The organism is Oerskovia sp. NPDC060338, from assembly GCF_042726295.1.
Lineage (GTDB): Bacteria > Actinomycetota > Actinomycetes > Actinomycetales > Cellulomonadaceae > Oerskovia > Oerskovia merdavium.
Genome location: NZ_JBHXCQ010000004.1, coordinates 108,638 through 124,703 on the forward strand (window position 1 = coordinate 108,638; position 16,066 = coordinate 124,703).

The window sequence follows — 16,066 nt, forward strand, 5'->3', positions numbered from 1 at the left end:
GTCTGCTCTCGGTCGTGCTCGGGTACTTCGGGGGAACCCGAGTCTAGAGGTGTTCGTGCAGGTGGGACAAGCATTTCCGCCATGGCAGCACCTCCCTCCGACCCGCTCTCGCGGCACTCTCGACGGACAGGCCGACTGGTCGTCGGACCTCCTCCTGCTGGGAGGGAGGGGGGGTTCGTCGCGTTTGATACACGCTCGTGAGATCTTTCCCGAACGACTTCGCCGAGGACTCGGGCGAGCGTGCTGACCCCGCCCCCGCCTCGCCGTCGGGCACGCTCGCGGAGCGTCTACGGGTACGCGACCCGTACGGGGATCCACGTACGGACCGCGCGGAGAGAGTCGTGGAATCCCTCATCACACGCGTGACCCGGGTCACGTACGGTCGGCCTGACCGACCACGACCGGTCCACTCCGACGGTCCCGGTGAGACGACGACGTCCCGGACCCCCTGCTAGAGGAGCTACACGTGAGACCCCTTCGCCACTCCGCCGACGGCACCCGCCGTCCGGCCCGTCTGCTCGCGGCGCTGACCGCCGCGACCGTCGCGCTCGGCGGCCTCGCGCTCGCCGGCACGAGCGCCCAGGCCGCACCGCTGCCCGCCGCACAGCCTGCGACGGTCGCCGCCGCAGCCGCCCCCGGCCACCAGTGGCTCACGGGCTACTGGCACAACTTCAACAACGGCTCGGTCGTCATGCCGCTCAGCGACATCCCGGCCGCGTACAACCTCGTCGCGGTCGCGTTCGCCGACAACCTGTCCGGCACGCCCGGTGGCATCACGTTCAACCTGTCGAGCGCGGAGCTGGGCGGGTACACGGTGCCGCAGTTCAAGGCCGACATCGCCGCGATCCGGGCCCAGGGCCGCAAGGTCATCCTGTCGGTCGGCGGCGAGAAGGGGAACGTGATCGTCTCCAACGCCACCGAGGCGAAGAACTTCGCCGACACCGCGTACGGCCTGATGCAGGAGTACGGGTTCGACGGCGTCGACATCGACCTCGAGCACGGCATCAACGCGACGTACATGTCGAGCGCATTGCACCAGCTCTCGGCCAAGGCCGGACCGAACCTCATCATCGCGATGGCGCCGCAGACCATCGACTACCAGGCCACCTCGATGGGGTACTACCAGCTCACGCTCGCGATCAAGGACATCCTGACGATCGTCAACACCCAGTACTACAACTCGGGCGCCATGATGGGCTGCAACCAGCAGGTCTACAGCCAGGGCAGCATCGACTTCCTCACCTCGCTCACGTGCATCCAGCTCGAGATGGGTCTGCGCCCCGATCAGGTCGGCATCGGGGTCCCCGCGGTCCAGGCCGCTGCCGGCGGCGGCTACCAGCCCATCGCCAACGTCATCAAGGCCGTCGACTGCCTCGAGACCGGGACAGGCTGCGGAACGTTCAAGCCGGCCACCCCGTACGGCAAGATCGGCGGCGTCATGACCTGGTCGATCAACTGGGACAAGAAGAACAACTACGCGCTCGCCACCGCGGTGGGCGCCCGCCTCGGCACCGGCTCGGGCGGCGGCGGCGGCACCGACCCGACCGGCGGCAGCACGGGCGGCGACCCCACCGGCGGCAGCACGGGCGGCGACCCCACGGGCGGCAGCACGGGCGGCACCGACCCGACCGGCGGGACCACGGGCGGCAGCACGGGCGGCTCGGGCACCTGCTCGGCCGCGGCGTGGGACGCCTCGAGCATCTACACCGGCGGCAACACCGTCGCCCACAACGGCCACACCTGGCAGGCCAAGTGGTGGACCCGCGGCGACGCCCCCGCCCCGAGCGACTGGGGCGTGTGGAAGGACCTCGGCGCCTGCTGAGTCCCCGTCCCCGGTGACGGCGGTACCGTCACCGTGACGGCCGAGCCGCCCGGCTCTCCTCCCCCAGGGAAGGAGAGCCGGGCGGCTCCGTGCTGCCGGCCGCAAGGGGGCGAGCGGCCGCGCGGCGCGGGGCGTCAGTCGACCGGGAAGAGAGAGACCGTCAGCGTCGCTCCGTAGGAGCCGGGAGCCGTGTCGGCCGGCAGCTCGAGAGCGAGGTCGGCCGTGACGTCGCTCGTGCCCTTGCGTCCGATCGCGTCGGCACCCGCGAGGGTCTGCGGCGTCGACAGCCCTGCTCCCCCGCCCTGCGCCGAGGAGATCCGCTGCCCGGCAGTCACGCCCGGCTTGTCGGCGACCAGGCGCGGTGCCCAGCCGAGCCGGTCCGCCCCGAACGTCGTCGACCCCGCCGAGAACGCGGTCGACTGGCCCGAGACCGCCCAGCCCGCAGCGTCATGACGCGTGTCCGAGACGCTCACGACGGGAAGTGCCGCGGTGTACGCCAGGTGGTCGCCGTCGAGCCCGCCCGCGAGCCGCACGGGCGCACCGTCACCCGCGACGGTCATAGAGAGCTTGCCCTCGGCCACGACCTCCTCCACGACCGCCTCGAGCGCGATGCCCTCGGCCCCCGCGGGTTCCGTGTCGCCCTGCGCCGTGAACCGCACCTGGTCGAGAGCCCAGAACCAGTCGTTGGTGCCGCTGTAGTGGAAGCGGTACTGCGCGGTCCTCGCCCCGACCGGCACGTCCGTGACGATCGTGCGCTTCCCGTTGTCGCTCGCAGGGAACAAGGCCACCTGGACCGGCGCGGCGCCGTCGAAGCTCACGAGGACCTCGGCGACCTGCACGCGGTCGTGGCGGTACGAGTGCTCGAACGTCAGCACGGCCTGCTCCTTGCCCGCGACCGCGTAGTCCGGCGTGACGAGAGTCGAGTCGAACTTTCCCGCGCCGTGGGCCTTGTCGTCCCACTCGTCCGAGTCGGCGACCGCGATCACGTCGCGGCCCCGCGTGAAGTTCTCCCGCGCCTGACCGGACTCGGCCGCGGACCAGAACGCCTGGGTCGTGAACGACCAGCCCCGCCACTCGGTCACGCCACCCGAAGGCATGGCGGAGTTGTCGACGCTCCAGCCGGTCGGAGCCGTCGTCGTGAACCCGAGCGTCCCGGCGGGGACACCCGTCTCGTCGACCCGCGGCGAGAGCGCGGGACGCAGGAAGTCGAAGTCGTCGGAGACGTCGTCGCCGATCGGGGTGCCGTCGAGACCCCACGCCGGGTCCACCGCGACGCCCGCCTGTCGCAAGACCGTCGGCGCGATGTCGGTGATCGCCAGGTTCTCCTGCCGCCCGCGGGGCTCGATGCCGTCGCCCGCCGCGATGACGAACGTCGCGCGCTCGGTCTGCGCCCGACCGCCGTGCCCACCCTTCGGCAGGTGGCCGTGGTCGGCCGTCACGATGATGTTCCAGCTCTCGGCCGCACGCGTGGGTCGCGCGTCGATCGCGGCGAGGATGCGGCCGATGCGCGCGTCCTGCACCTCGAGCTCGGCCGCGTACTCCGCGGCGTCCGCGCCGTGGCTGTGACCGGCCCCGTCGATGTCGTCGAGGTGGAGGAACGACACGTCGGGGTTCTGCGTCCCCAGGTAGGTGATCGCGGCCTGCTCGGTCTTGACGTCCGAGCTCGTCGCGAGCCGCAGGTCGATCCCGTCCGAGATGATGTCGCCGTTGCTCGCCGACGACGTGATCGGGGCCCAGGTCGAGGCCGCGAACGTCGCGATGCTCGGGTCGACCTGCTCGAGGCGGTCGAGGAAGCTCGGGTACTGCCCGTAGTTCTTGCCGGCGAACGTGTTGTCGCGGACGTTGTGCTTGTCCGTCCACACGCCCGTGAGGATCGTGGACCAGCCCGCGCCCGACACCGTCTGGGCGCCGCGCTGACTCACCTCGGTCGCGTCGCTCGTGGCGTACAGCAGGCTGTGGCCAGAGGTCCCGCGCTGCATGAGCGCGTGGAGGTTCGGGGTCGAGGCCGCCTCGATCTTGTCGAGCCGAGCCCCGTCGAGTCCGATCACGAGAGTCTTGTCCGTACGAGTTCCCTGCAGCACGGGGGCTTCGTCGTCGGCGGCGAAGGCGGCGGCCGGGACGAGGAACGTCCCTGCTGCCAGCGACCCGGCGAGTGCCAGGTGTGCGATCTTGCGCATGTCCAACCCTTCAGTCGTCATGGTGCACGTCATGGATGCGATGTCCGGACGAGCCGCGAGACTCACTTGTCCAGACAGGCATCACTCTGACCGCACCAGGCAGACCAGGGATGAACCGGGACGATCGGGGCCGTGAACGTCTGCGTCGCGCGGGCCTCGATCTGGGCCACCCGCTGCGCATACCGGACATTTAGCCCCCGCCCGGGGGAGGCACGCACCACCCGAGCCGGCACGGCGGCGCTCACCCCGCCCCACGACGAAAAGACCGACGGCGCCCCTCCCCGTGAGGGGAGAGACGCCGTCGGTCAGGAAGAGAACGGGCTGATCAGGCCGCGTCCTCCTCGAGGAGCTTCGTCGCCTTGGACGGGTCCACGGGGATGCCGGGGCCCATCGTCGTCGAGAGCGTCGCCTTGCTGATGTAGCGGCCCTTGGAGGAGGACGGCTTCAGACGCAGGACCTCTTCGATCGCTGCGGCGTAGTTCTCCACGAGCGCCTTCTCGTCGAACGAGACCTTGCCGATGATGAAGTGGAGGTTCGAGTGCTTGTCGACGCGGAACTCGATCTTTCCGCCCTTGATGTCCTCGACGGCCTTCGCGACGTCCATGGTCACGGTGCCGGTCTTCGGGTTCGGCATCAGACCACGGGGGCCGAGGACCTTACCGAGACGACCGACCTTGCCCATGAGGTCCGGGGTCGCGACTGCGGAGTCGAAGTCCGTGTAGCCTGCGGCGACCTTCTCGATGAGCTCGTCGCCACCGACGATGTCGGCGCCGGCTGCACGAGCCTGCTCCGCCTTCTCGCCGTTCGCGAAGACCAGGACGCGGGCGGTCTTACCGGTGCCGTGAGGCAGGTTGACCGTGCCACGAACCATCTGGTCCGCCTTGCGGGGGTCGACACCGAGACGGAACGCGACCTCGACGGTCGCGTCGTACTTGGTGGGCGACGTCTCCTTGGCGAGACGAACCGCCTGGAGCGGGGTGTAGAGCTCGTCGCGGTCGATCTTCTCCGCTGCGGCGCGGTATGCCTTGCTGCGCGTTGCCATCTGCTTCTCCTTGTCGAGCAGTCGTGGTCTACGGATCCGCGCGGACCCTGCCACTGCCCGCCGGTCAGAGACCGGCGGGCTCATGAAAATGAGGTTCAGCCCGGAGGCTGGGGGTGGAGCTGGGTCAGCCCTCGACCGTGATGCCCATGGAGCGAGCGGTGCCCGCGATGATGAGCGATGCGGCGTCGAGGTCGTTCGCGTTGAGGTCCTCGAGCTTGGTCTGAGCGATCTCGCGCACCTGGGCGGAGGTCAGCTTCGCGACCTTGACCGTGTGCGGGGTCGGCGATCCCTTGTCCACGCCGGCAGCCTGCTTGATGAGCTCAGCAGCCGGGGGGGTCTTGGTGATGAAGGTGAACGAGCGGTCCTCGTAGACCGTGATCTCCACGGGGATGACGTTGCCGCGCTGCGACTCGGTCGCGGCGTTGTACGCCTTGCAGAACTCCATGATGTTGACGCCGTGCTGACCGAGCGCGGGGCCGATCGGCGGGGCGGGAGTTGCTGCGCCGGCCTTGATCTGGAGTTTGATCAGCCCAGAGACCTTCTTCTTGGGAGGCATGAGATTCCGTGCTTTCTGTGTCTGGGCCGACGCCGTGGGCGATGACCCGGTTGCAGGTGCTGTCGTCCGACAGGATCAGATCTTGGCGACCTGGTTGAACGACAGCTCGACCGGGGTCTCCCGGCCGAAGATGGAGACGAGGACCTTGAGCTTCTGGCCCTCGGCGTTGATCTCGGAGATCGTCGCGGGGAGCGTGTCGAACGGACCGTCCGTGACGGTGACCGACTCGCCGACCTGGAAGTCGACCTCGAAGGGGGCCTTGGCCGACGCTGCCGGCTTGCCGGCCTCGGCCTTGGGCTCGATCGTCGGGGCGAGCATCGAGAAGACCTCGTCGAGCGTCAGCGGCACCGGCTGGTGGGTGTGGCCCACGAAGCCCGTGACACCGGGCGTGTGGCGCACTGCGCCCCACGACTCGTCGGTCAGGTCCATGCGGACCAGGACGTAGCCGGGGATGCGGACGCGACGCACGATCTTCTTCTGCGCGTTCTTGATCTCCGCGACCTCTTCCATGGGGACCTCGATCTGGAAGATGAAGTCCTCCATGTTCAGGCTCTGGATGCGGTTCTCCAGGTTGGCCTTCACACGGTTCTCGTAGCCCGCGTAGGAGTGGATCACGAACCAGTCGCCCGGCTTGGTGCGCAGGTCCTTCTTGAACTCCTCGACCGGGTCGAGGTCGTCGAGGACGTCGCCGTCCTCGTCGACACGGGACTCGTCGTCGGCCTCGGCCGGCTCCTCGTCCGTCTCGGTGTCCGGTCCCTCGTCGTCCGCCTCGACCTCGTCGATGGCAGCCTCGGGTGCGTCGAGCTCGACCTCGGCGCCTTCGGCGACGGGCTCGGTGGGATCGACGTTCTCCGCCTGGTCCAGCGACTCCTGGGACACGAACGAACCTGCTTTCTACTGACTACTCGAACATGCTATTGACGGGACCGCTCACGGTCCTCGCGCTCCGGGCGCGTACTCGTGCAGTGCCGCGAGATGCTCGCGGCACGAGGCGCCCTCCGGGAATCAGCCCCCGAAGACCCACAGGGCGGCGACGCCGACCCCGAAGTCGAGCAGCGTCACGAACGCCATGACCACAGCCACGAAGACGAGGACGACGGTGGTGTAGGTGATCAGCTCGGAACGAGTGGGGGTGACGACCTTCTTGAGCTCGGCGATCACCTGGCGGACGAACAGGGCGATCCGCGAGAAGATGTTGCCCTTCTTCGCGTCGCCCTTCTTCTTGTCACCGCCGGCGCGCACGCCTTCAGCACCCAGCGCCTCTGATGGCGATTCGCTCACTGTTCATCCCCACTACGTGACGTTGAAACCGAAACCGATGCTGACCTTTCGTGGTGTAACCCGTTACCGGACTACGCGCACGCCCCCGGGAGGACGACGCCTTGCAGGGCAGACAGGGCTCGAACCTGCAACCTGCGGTTTTGGAGACCGCTGCGCTACCAATTGCGCCACTGCCCTTCGTGATCGACGCCACCCCGAGAACCTACCCAGAAGGCAGAGATCATCGGGTGGGCACCTGCCACCGAAGGAATACTGTACGCGAACCGAGCGCCGTGGTCGAACCGGCCCTCGCCACGCCCCGCCGGAGCCCGCCGGGGCCCCACCAGGCGACCGCACACGAAGCGCCTCTCAGCACCCGCCGCGACCGTCCTTCAGGACCCACGCTAGACGACGGTCCGCAGATCTCACCCGCTCGTCCGGGATCCGATCATCCTCTCCCGGTGATTCACCCCACGTCCACACGATCTCCTCGCAATACTTACCCCCGAGTCCTCGTGCACCCCGCACGAGGCGACCGGGACACGAGAGGGCGACATGTCGGAAGCCGCGGTCGTACGTCGCACCCCCCTCGAGCGCATGCTCGACGGGATCGAGCGGGTGGGGAACAAGGTCCCGCACCCCGCCATCATCTTCCTGGGGCTCATCGCCCTCATCATCGTGCTCTCGCACGCCTTCTACCTCGCCGGGACCTCGGTCACGTTCGACCAGGCGCAGGTCGCCGAGCAGGTCGAGCCGAGCGGTGAGGAGCTCATCGGGGACGCGCCCTACCAGAGCGAGGACCCCCACGTGGAGCAGGTCACGGTCTCGGTCGAGTCGCTCCTGAGCGCCGACGGGATCCGGTTCATCTTCACGTCGCCCGTCGAGAACTTCAACGGGTTCGGCGTCGTCGGCGTGATCGTCGTCGCCATGATCGGGGTGGGCCTCGCCGAGGAGGTCGGCCTGATCGGCGCGTTCATCAAGCGCCTCGTCAAGGTCACGCCGGCGCGCTTCATCACGCTCATCGTGGTCTTCCTCGGCGTCCTGTCCTCGATCGCGACCGACGCCGGATACCTGGTCCTCATCCCGCTGGCCGCCGCGGTCTTCCACACGCTCGGCCGACATCCGCTCGCAGGCCTGGCCGCGGCGTTCGCGGGCGTGGGCGGCGGGTTCGGCGTCAACCTGCTCATCACCCCGATCGACGGCATGCTCGCCGAGATCACCAACGAGTCGATCGCGGACCCCGCGCAGCACGTCTCGATCACGGGAAACCTCTACTTCGCGATCGTCTCGACCATCGTGGTGACCCTGGTCGCGACCCTCGTGACCGAGAAGTTCGTCGAGCCACGCCTGGGCACCTACCGCGAGGACGAGGCTCCCGCGCCCGACGACCACGACTCGGGCGGCGCTGCCGCCGCGGCCCCCTCGGGCGAGCTGACCGCCGCGGAGAAGCGCGGGCTCAGATGGTCCGGGTTCGGCCTGATCGGGGTCACCGCGCTCGTCCTGCTGCTGGCGCTCCCGTCCTGGGGGCCGCTGCGCAACCCCGAGACCGGCAGCCTCATCGAGGGCTCGCCGCTCATGGGCAGCATCATCTTCCTGATCCTGATCTACTTCTTCGTCATGGGCCTGTGCTACGGCAAGGGCGCAGGGACGATCAAGAACAGCATGGACGTCATCAACCCCATGACGAAGACCATCGCGGGCCTGTCCGGGCTGATCTTCCTGCTGCTGATCATCAGCCAGTTCATCGCCTACTTCAACTACTCGAACCTGGGCACGGTCGCGGCCGTGAACATGGCCGACGCCCTCGAGCAGGCGAACCTCGGGACGGTCCCGCTCATCATCGGCCTGATCGCGATGACGGCCGTGATCGACATCTTCATCGGCGGCGTGGTGCCGAAGTGGGCGATCTTCGCCCCGATCTTCGTGCCGCTGTTCATCCAGCTCGGCATCTCGCCCGACCTCGCGGTCGCGGCCTACCGCGTGGGCGACTCGCCGATCAACGTCGCGACCCCGCTCATGCCGTACTTCGCGCTCATCGTCATCTTCGCCGAGCGGTACCGCAAGAAGGTCGGCGTGGGCTCGATCATCTCGCTCATGCTGCCCTACACGGTCGCGCTGCTGCTCGTGTGGACCGCGCTGCTCGTGGGCTGGTACCTGCTGGGGCTGCCGCTGGGCCCAGGGGCGGAGATCTACCTGCAGTGAGGCAGCGGCCCGACGGCGGAGCTCCCGTCGTCGGGCCGGCGTCGCCCCACCCCGGGTCCTCCCGGGCGGCACGACGCAGACACGACGAGAGGCCGGTCGCTCGCGGTGCGAGCGACCGGCCTCTCCCGTGCTCCCGCCCTACGCGACCGGGACCGTGAACGAGCCCGCGAGCTCGGCGAGCAGTCGCGCCCCGAAGCCCGTGGCGCCCTTGGTCCAGACCGCGTCGTCGGTGTCCGACTTCATGGTGCCCGCGATGTCGAGGTGCGCCCACGACACGTCGCCCGCCCACTCGGCGAGGAACAGCGCCGCCGTGATGGTCCCCGCGAACTCGCCCCCCAGGTTCTTGATGTCCGCGACGTCCGAGTCGAGCTGGGGCCGGTACCGGTGCTCGAGCGGGAGGCGCCAGACGCGCTCGTCGGTCGCTGCCGACGCCGACTCGACCTGGGCCGCGAGCGCGTCGTCGTTGCCGAGCAGCGCGGCCCGGGCCGTGCCGAGCGCCGCGAGCGCCGCGCCCGTGAGGGTCGCGATGTCGACGATCGCGTCGACGCCGTCCTCGACCGCGAGCGCGATCGCGTCGGCCATGACCAGGCGGCCCTCGGCGTCGGTGTTGACGACCTCGATCGTGCGGCCGCTGCGCGTCGTGAGGACGTCGCCCAGCTTGGTCGCGCTGCCCGAGGGCATGTTGTCGGTGCACGCGAGGTACGCCGTGACGGTCGTACCCACGCCCAGGTCCTTGAGCACCGAGAGGGCCGCGAGCGCCGCCCCGGCCCCGGACATGTCCATCTTCATGGCCGCGTGCATCGCGTTCGAGGGCTTGAGGCTGATGCCGCCCGAGTCGTAGGTGATGCCCTTGCCGACGAACGCGAGGTGCCCCTCGCCACCGCGGTACGTCAGCTTGGCCAGGCGTGGCTCGACGACGCTGCCCGCGTTGACCCCGAGGATGCCGCCGCACCCCATCTCGGTCAGCGCTGCCTTGTCGAAGACCTCGACCTCGAGGCCGTTCGCGGCTCCCAGGCGCACCGCGACGTCGGCCAGGTCGGGGGCCGTGAGGTAGCCCGCCGGGGTGTTCGCGAGGTCGCGCGAGACGAGCGCCGCGCGGGCGAGGACCAGGCCGCGCCGGGCGCCCGCGAGCGCCTCGGCCGCGTCGCCGTCGGTGACCAGGACGATGCCCGTGACCGGGACCGTCGCAGGCTCGGTGCGGAGCTGGTCGTAGCGGTAGCGCCCCAGCAGGACGCCCTCGACGACCGCGCTCGCGACCCCCGCCAGGTCGAGGCCCTCGGTGCCCGCGAGCGAGACCGTCACGATCGTGTCGCGCGCGACGGCCCGGGCGTGGTGGGCCGCGGCGTCGCGGACCGCGGCGGTGTCGAGCCGTTCGGCCGGTCCGGCGCCGACAGCGACCACGTCGGCCCCCGCCGAGGGACGGGCGAGGCTCTGCCCCGCACGCCCCGTGAAGCCCCAGCGGGCGAGCTCGTCGCGGTCGGCGCCGATCGCGGCCGGGACGTCGCCGTCCGAGGTGACCAGGACCCCGGTCGTGCCCCCTGCGGGCGCTGCGTCGACGGACACCTCCACGGCGCGGACGGCCGTGTCGGACGGGATCGGGTCGAAGGGTGCGTCACCCATGGCGTGCTCCATCTCTCGGGCCACGGCCGGTGCCGGGGCGGGTGCGGTGCGGGTCGTGCAGGACATGCCAGGCGAGCCCTACGGCCGCCAGATCAGGGGGACGAGGAACACCGCGACCAGCAGGTAGACCCCGAGCACGGGCAGGCCGAGCTTCCAGTAGTCACCGAACCGGTAGCCGCCCGGCTCCATGACCATCATGTTGCCCGGGGTGGCGACGGGTGTCAGGAGCGCCGCGGCGGACGCGACCGCGACGCACATGACGAGCGGAACCGGCGAGATCCCGAGCTCGAGCGCGACCGACCCGGCGATCGGGATCATGACCAGGGCCGTGGCCATGTTGCTGATGAGCTGACCGAGCACCGCGCACAGCACGAAGATGCCCAGCAGCAGGAGCGTCAGCCCTCCCCCGCCGACCACGTCGATCAGCGCGGTCGCGACGATCTCCGCGGCGCCCGTCTGCGTGATCGCGGTCGAGAGCGGGATCATGCCCGCCACGAGGATCACGGTCGTGAGCGAGATCGAGCGCTGCGCCTGGCGGGTCGTCACGACCCGCAGCAGGATCATCGCGATCGCGGCCCCCACAGCGGTGACCGCGGCAGGCAGCACGTCCGTCGCGAGCGCGGCCACCATGAGCACGAGCACCACGATGGCCGGCACGGCCCGGCGCCCGAGCGGCGCGGCCTGGCGACGGATCGAGTCCGGGGTGTCGACCACGAGGACGTCGGGGTCGTCGGTGTGGCGGTCGAGCGCGTCCCACGGCCCCTGCAGGAGCACCGCGTCGCCCGCGCGCAGCGTGACCTCGTGGTCGCGCGGGTCGGCCGCCGGACGGTTCTCCCCCTCGTCGCCGGCCGGGTCGAGGACCTCTCCGAGCCGCTTCACGGCCAGGACCACGAGCTCGCCCGAGTCCGTGACCATGCCCGGGAAGACGCGCTCGCCGATCAGGCCCGAGCGCGGGCGCACGATGACCTCGGCGACCCCGTGCTCGCGCGAGACGAGCCCGCAGGTGACGTCCTCGCCGTCGGGCCCGCTCGGGGCGACCAGGCCGCCCACGGCCGCGAACTCGTCGATCCCCGCACGGCCCCCACGCACCACGAGCTGACCGCCCGCCACGACCTCCGGCACGGGTCGCCCCGACCGGTCCTGCACCGCGACCGCGTGCACCGACCGGTCCCCCGTGTCGATCGCGTCGGCCGCGACCCCGACGAGGGGCGAGCCCGCGGGCACCGCGAGGCACGCGATGCTGCCGGCCGGCGCGTAGTCGCGCAGCAGGTCCGCGGGCAGGCCCGTCAGGTCGCGCGAGAGCGAGCGCGCGCTGCGGTGCGGCAGCAGGCGCGGACCCCACAGCACGCAGACCAGGATCGTCCCCGCGAGCAGCGGGACGCCCACCAGCGCGAACTCGAAGAACCCCAGGCCCGTGCCCGTCTCCTCGAGGGCCGTCGCCGAGACGATCACGTTGACGGGCGTGCCCGTCAGCATGAGGAGCGACCCGGCGTGCGCACCGAACGCGAGGGGCATGAGGAGCTGCGAGGGCGAGCGGCCGAGCCGCGTCGAGAGGACCACGACCATGGGGAACAGTGCCGCGACCGCGCCGTTGGGCGTGACGAGCGCGGACAGCACCGCCGAGAGCACGAGCATGAGCACCATGAGCCGCGCGGGGCTCGTCCCCGCCCGGTCGATCAGCTGCTGGCCCGCCCACGCCGTGATGCCCGCGGCGTCGAGCGCCTCGGCGACCACGAAGAGCGCCGCGATGAGGATCACGGTCGGGGTCCCGAACCCCGCGAGGGACTCCTCGACCGTCAGGACGCCCGTGAGATAGAGCGAGAGGGCGACCGCGAGCGCCACGACGCCGACCGGCAGGCGGTTCCACACGAAGAGGACCACCGCTGCGCCCAGGACGGTCAGCGTGATCGCGGCGTCGCTCATGCGGCTGACAGTAGTGGACCCCTGGCGGGCCTTCGTGGCGGACATCCCGTCACCGCGGGTGAGTCCTCCGGTCACCCTCGGCAGACGGGATCGTCACCCTCGGCGGGCCGGACCGTCACCCTCCGTGTCCACCGACCGGTGGACCCCGCGTCCCCCCGACCGGTCGTCGCGGCGAGCACCTCTCCCACGCCAGGCTGGAGCCATGACCACAGACAGGACTCCTCCCCGAGCAGGTACGAGCGCCCCGGCCATCGAGGTCCGCGGGCTCACCAAGCGCTACACGCAGGGCAGCGGCGCAGGCAGCACCGTGAAGCAGGCGGTCGACGGCCTGGACCTCACGGTCGAGCGCGGCGAGATCTTCGCGGTCCTCGGCCCCAACGGCGCTGGCAAGACCACGACGGTCGAGATCCTCGAGGGCTTCCGCAAGCGCGACGGCGGGCAGGTCCAGGTCCTCGGCGAGGACCCCGCGCTCGCGGGGCGCGCGTGGCGCAGCCGTATCGGCGTCGTGCTCCAGGACTCGCGCGACCAGGCCGAGCTCACGGTGCGCGAGCTCGTGCGCCACTTCGCGACGTTCTACCCGGCCCCGCGCGACCCCGAGGAGGTGATCGCCGCCGTCGGGCTCCTGGAGAAGGCCACGACGCGCTCCCGCCAGCTCTCGGGCGGCCAGCGCCGGCGACTCGACGTGGCCCTCGGGATCGTGGGCGACCCCGAGCTGCTCTTCCTCGACGAGCCCACCACGGGCTTCGACCCGCAGGCGCGCCGCAGCTTCTGGGACCTCGTCCTGGCCTTGCGGGCGGGTGGCACCACGATCCTCCTGACGACCCACTACCTCGACGAGGCCGCGCACCTGGCCGACCGCGCCGCCGTCGTGCGTGACGGGAAGGTCGTCGCCCTCGGGGCGCCGGCCGACCTGGGCGGGCCGGGTGCGCTGCGCCCCGTCGTGCGGTGGGAGTCCGACGGCGTCACGCACGTCGAGCGCACCGACCACCCGACCGCGCTGGTCGCGTCGCTCGCGGCACGCCTGGCCGGACCTGACGGCGAGGTGCCCGGCCTGCGGGTCCTCCAGCCGAGCCTCGAGGACGTGTACCTCGAGCTCATCGGGGCCGTACCGGCGGCCCCGACCACCACCTCGTCGGCCGAGGCGGCGCCGGGACTCCCGTCCGACGCCCGGTCCTCTGCCGTCCCGTCCGCTCCCGTCGCCGAGGAGGCCTCCCGATGAGCACCCAGTCGTCCCCCACCCGCGCGGTGCCCGCCGGGCAGCCCCTGCCCGGCGTCCTCGGCACAGGCCTGCGACGGACCTGGATCGAGATGCTCGCGTTCCTGCGCGAGCGTGACGCGGTCGTCTTCATCCTGGCGTACCCGCTCATCATGATGGCGATCTTCGCGACGGTCTTCGGGCAGCAGGACCAGGGCAACGCGGCCGGATCCGTGCCGTTCGCGCAGTACTTCCTCCCGGGCATGGTCGCCACGGGCGTCATGCTCACGAGCTTCCAGAACCTCGCGATCTCGATCTCTGTCGAGCGCGACGACGGCACGCTCAAGCGCCTGCGGGCGACCCCCCTGCCTGCGACCTCGTACTTCCTGGGGAAGATCGGGCAGGTCCTGATCGTCACGACCGTCCAGACCGCCGCCCTGCTGCTGCTCGCCGCCACGGCGTTCGACGTCCCGATGCCCTCGACCGCGTCGGCCTGGGCGACGTTCGCGTGGGTGTTCGTGCTCGGCACCGCGACCGGCTCGGTGCTGGGTGTCGCGTTCTCCTCGGTCCCCCGGTCAGGGAAGTCCGTGAGCGCCGTGGTGACGCCGATCGTCCTGGTCCTGCAGTTCATCTCGGGCGTGTTCTTCGCGTTCTTCGCCCTGCCGTCATGGATGCAGCAGGTCGCGTCGGTCTTCCCGCTCAAGTGGCTCGCGCAGGGCATGCGTTCGGTGTTCCTGCCGCCCGAGGCCGTTGCCCTCGAGACGTCAGGGTCGTGGCAGCACGGCGCGACGGCTGCTGTACTGGTGGTGTGGCTCGTCGTGGGCCTCGTGGTGGGGGTCCGGACGTTCAGGTGGAGGCGGCGTGACGACGGCTGACAGCCCGGTGGACCGTCCGGCGACGGGGTCCGTGGCGGCGGGGCCCTCCGACTCGGCCGCCACGGGCACGCCCGTGCCTCCTTCCCCCGACCCGGCGCTCGATCCCGGCTCGGCCCTCGGACGGCTCGAGGGCTCGTGGGACCGGGTCGTCGTGTGGTGGGACGTGGGCTTCTACGTGGTCGTGGCCCTGTGCGCGCTGGCCCTGCTCTCGGCCGGGATCGAGCCCGACCGGCTCGCGCTGGCCCTGGGGGCGATCGGGGTGATCCTGCTGGCGTACACGTTCCTGGGCCGGCGTGCCGCCCGGAACCGGGACCAGCGCCTGGCCATGGTGTACCTGCTGATCCTGATCGTCGCGACCGACGTCGCCGTGATCCAGAACCAGCTCGGGACGTTCCTGCTGTTCGTCGCGTTCACCCAGATCTGGATGCTCTCGGAGAGCCGGTGGGTCAGCCTCGCGCTCTCGACCCTGCTCGCGGTCGGCACGACCCTCGCGCTCACGGCCGCGTCTGGGTTCTCCCGCGAGGCCCTCACGAGGGCCGCACCGCAGATGGGGGTCGCGCTCGCCTTCTCGATCCTGCTCGGGATCTGGGTCGGCCAGGCGATGCTCCAGACCGCACGCCATGCCCAGCTCGTCGACGACCTCAACGCCACGCAGGCCGAGCTCGGGACGGTCCACCACGCGGCCGGGGTCGCGGCCGAGCGCGAGCGCATGGCGCGCGAGATCCACGACACCCTGGCGCAGGGGTTCACGAGCGTCGTCATGCTCGCCCAGGCCGCGAACGCCGACCTCGACCGTGACGACGTGGGCGCAGCCCGGGACCGGCTCGCGCTCGTCGAGGCCACGGCCCGCGACAACCTGGCCGAGGCCCGGTCCCTCGTCACGGCGTTCGCTCCCCTGCCGTTGCAGGGCGCGACGCTCGTCGAGGCGATCGAGCGCCTGGCCGCTCGCTTCGAGGACGAGTCGGGGGTCGCGGTGACGCTGCGGCTGTCGGCCGTCCCAGGACTGGGCAGTGCCGAGGACGTCGTCCTGCTGCGGTCCGCGCAGGAGGCCCTGGCCAACGTGCGCCGCCACGCGGCGGCGCGCTCCGTCGTCGTCTCCCTGGGGCCCGGGGAGGGCGTCGGGACCGTTCGCTCGGAGGACGTGAGGCCCGACGGCACCACGGTCGTCCTCGACGTCGCGGACGACGGTCAGGGGCTGGGGCCGGGCATCGTGGAAGGGTTCGGCCTGCGCGGCATGCGCGAGCGTGTCGCGGCGAGCGGCGGCACGGTGAGCGTCGCGTCCGTCCCGGGCGGCGGGACGCACGTGCGGGTCGAGCTGCCGGTGCCCGCCGACCACCCCGCCGACGCCCCCACGCATCCCGCCCTACTCCCCCGGAGCCAGCCGTGACCTCCCC

The 16,066-nt window shown here is 71.0% G+C and carries 12 protein-coding genes and 1 tRNA gene; 5 read left to right on the plus strand and 8 right to left on the minus strand.

Annotation, left to right across the window (positions count from 1 at the left end; translation table 11 throughout):
- Nucleotides 1-466 precede the first annotated feature (466 nt).
- The gene (locus ACFWGN_RS06355; RefSeq protein WP_377616151.1) at nt 467-1,822 is read left to right on the plus strand and encodes a glycosyl hydrolase family 18 protein; all 1,356 of its coding nucleotides are present in this window, start codon (nt 467-469) and stop codon (nt 1,820-1,822) included.
- A gap of 134 nt (nt 1,823-1,956) precedes the next feature.
- On the opposite strand, the gene ACFWGN_RS06360 is transcribed toward ACFWGN_RS06355, so the two are convergent.
- The 6 genes from ACFWGN_RS06360 to ACFWGN_RS06385 all read right to left on the minus strand — a co-directional run bounded on the left by ACFWGN_RS06360 (nt 1,957) and on the right by ACFWGN_RS06385 (nt 7,055).
- A complete protein-coding gene (locus ACFWGN_RS06360) occupies nt 1,957-3,999 on the minus strand; it encodes an alkaline phosphatase family protein (RefSeq protein WP_377616152.1) in 2,043 nt (680 codons plus the stop codon).
- Between the two features lie 325 nt (nt 4,000-4,324).
- Nucleotides 4,325-5,041, minus strand: coding sequence for a 50S ribosomal protein L1 (rplA, locus tag ACFWGN_RS06365; RefSeq protein WP_191801426.1), 717 nt, complete (start codon nt 5,039-5,041; stop codon nt 4,325-4,327).
- A 124-nt stretch (nt 5,042-5,165) separates the two neighbouring features.
- Nucleotides 5,166-5,597: a 50S ribosomal protein L11 gene (gene rplK / locus ACFWGN_RS06370; RefSeq protein ID WP_191801428.1), complete on the minus strand. Its 432-nt coding sequence runs from the start codon at nt 5,595-5,597 to the stop codon at nt 5,166-5,168.
- 75 nt (nt 5,598-5,672) lie between these two features.
- Entirely contained in the window at nt 5,673-6,476 is an 804-nt protein-coding gene (gene nusG / locus ACFWGN_RS06375) for a transcription termination/antitermination protein NusG (RefSeq protein ID WP_377616153.1), read from the minus strand.
- A 126-nt stretch (nt 6,477-6,602) separates the two neighbouring features.
- Entirely contained in the window at nt 6,603-6,878 is a 276-nt protein-coding gene (gene secE, locus ACFWGN_RS06380; protein ID WP_377616154.1) for a preprotein translocase subunit SecE, read from the minus strand.
- Between the two features lie 104 nt (nt 6,879-6,982).
- Nucleotides 6,983-7,055 (minus strand) — tRNA-Trp (locus tag ACFWGN_RS06385).
- A gap of 357 nt (nt 7,056-7,412) precedes the next feature.
- Here ACFWGN_RS06385 and ACFWGN_RS06390 point away from each other — a divergent pair.
- On the plus strand, nt 7,413-9,059 hold the full coding sequence (locus ACFWGN_RS06390) for an AbgT family transporter (RefSeq protein WP_377616155.1): 1,647 nt from the start codon (nt 7,413-7,415) through the stop codon (nt 9,057-9,059).
- 138 nt (nt 9,060-9,197) lie between these two features.
- On the opposite strand, the gene ACFWGN_RS06395 is transcribed toward ACFWGN_RS06390, so the two are convergent.
- Nucleotides 9,198-10,679 carry a leucyl aminopeptidase family protein gene (locus ACFWGN_RS06395; RefSeq protein WP_377616156.1) on the minus strand — a complete coding sequence of 494 codons (1,482 nt, stop codon included), beginning with the start codon at nt 10,677-10,679 and terminating at the stop codon, nt 9,198-9,200.
- Nucleotides 10,680-10,757: 78 nt separating this feature from the next.
- Complete coding sequence (locus ACFWGN_RS06400) at nt 10,758-12,602, minus strand: SLC13 family permease (RefSeq protein WP_377616158.1); 1,845 nt, start codon at nt 12,600-12,602, stop codon at nt 10,758-10,760.
- A gap of 202 nt (nt 12,603-12,804) precedes the next feature.
- On the opposite strand from ACFWGN_RS06400, the gene ACFWGN_RS06405 reads away from it, so the two are divergent.
- Genes ACFWGN_RS06405 through ACFWGN_RS06415 form a run of 3 tightly spaced genes read left to right on the plus strand, consistent with a single transcriptional unit; the run spans nt 12,805 to nt 16,059 of the window.
- The gene (locus ACFWGN_RS06405) at nt 12,805-13,821 is read left to right on the plus strand and encodes an ABC transporter ATP-binding protein (protein WP_377616159.1); all 1,017 of its coding nucleotides are present in this window, start codon (nt 12,805-12,807) and stop codon (nt 13,819-13,821) included.
- A complete protein-coding gene (locus tag ACFWGN_RS06410) occupies nt 13,818-14,672 on the plus strand; it encodes an ABC transporter permease (protein ID WP_377616160.1) in 855 nt (284 codons plus the stop codon). The genes ACFWGN_RS06405 and ACFWGN_RS06410 overlap by 4 nt, the downstream gene beginning before the upstream one ends.
- Nucleotides 14,659-16,059, plus strand: a complete 1,401-nt coding sequence (locus tag ACFWGN_RS06415; RefSeq protein WP_377616161.1) for a histidine kinase — start codon at nt 14,659-14,661, stop codon at nt 16,057-16,059. Before ACFWGN_RS06410 ends, ACFWGN_RS06415 begins: the two co-directional genes overlap by 14 nt.
- The last annotated feature ends 7 nt before the right edge of the window (nt 16,060-16,066 follow it).

Coding starts and splice junctions, on each gene's coding strand:
- ACFWGN_RS06400 (WP_377616158.1), bottom strand. CDS start 12,602: ATGAGCGACGCCGCGATCACGCTGACCGTCCTGGGCGCAGCGGTGGTC.
- ACFWGN_RS06390 (WP_377616155.1), top strand. CDS start 7,413: ATGTCGGAAGCCGCGGTCGTACGTCGCACCCCCCTCGAGCGCATGCTC.
- rplK (WP_191801428.1), bottom strand. CDS start 5,597: ATGCCTCCCAAGAAGAAGGTCTCTGGGCTGATCAAACTCCAGATCAAG.
- ACFWGN_RS06395 (WP_377616156.1), bottom strand. CDS start 10,679: ATGGGTGACGCACCCTTCGACCCGATCCCGTCCGACACGGCCGTCCGC.
- rplA (WP_191801426.1), bottom strand. CDS start 5,041: ATGGCAACGCGCAGCAAGGCATACCGCGCCGCAGCGGAGAAGATCGAC.
- ACFWGN_RS06405 (WP_377616159.1), top strand. CDS start 12,805: ATGACCACAGACAGGACTCCTCCCCGAGCAGGTACGAGCGCCCCGGCC.
- ACFWGN_RS06360 (WP_377616152.1), bottom strand. CDS start 3,999: ATGCGCAAGATCGCACACCTGGCACTCGCCGGGTCGCTGGCAGCAGGG.
- ACFWGN_RS06410 (WP_377616160.1), top strand. CDS start 13,818: ATGAGCACCCAGTCGTCCCCCACCCGCGCGGTGCCCGCCGGGCAGCCC.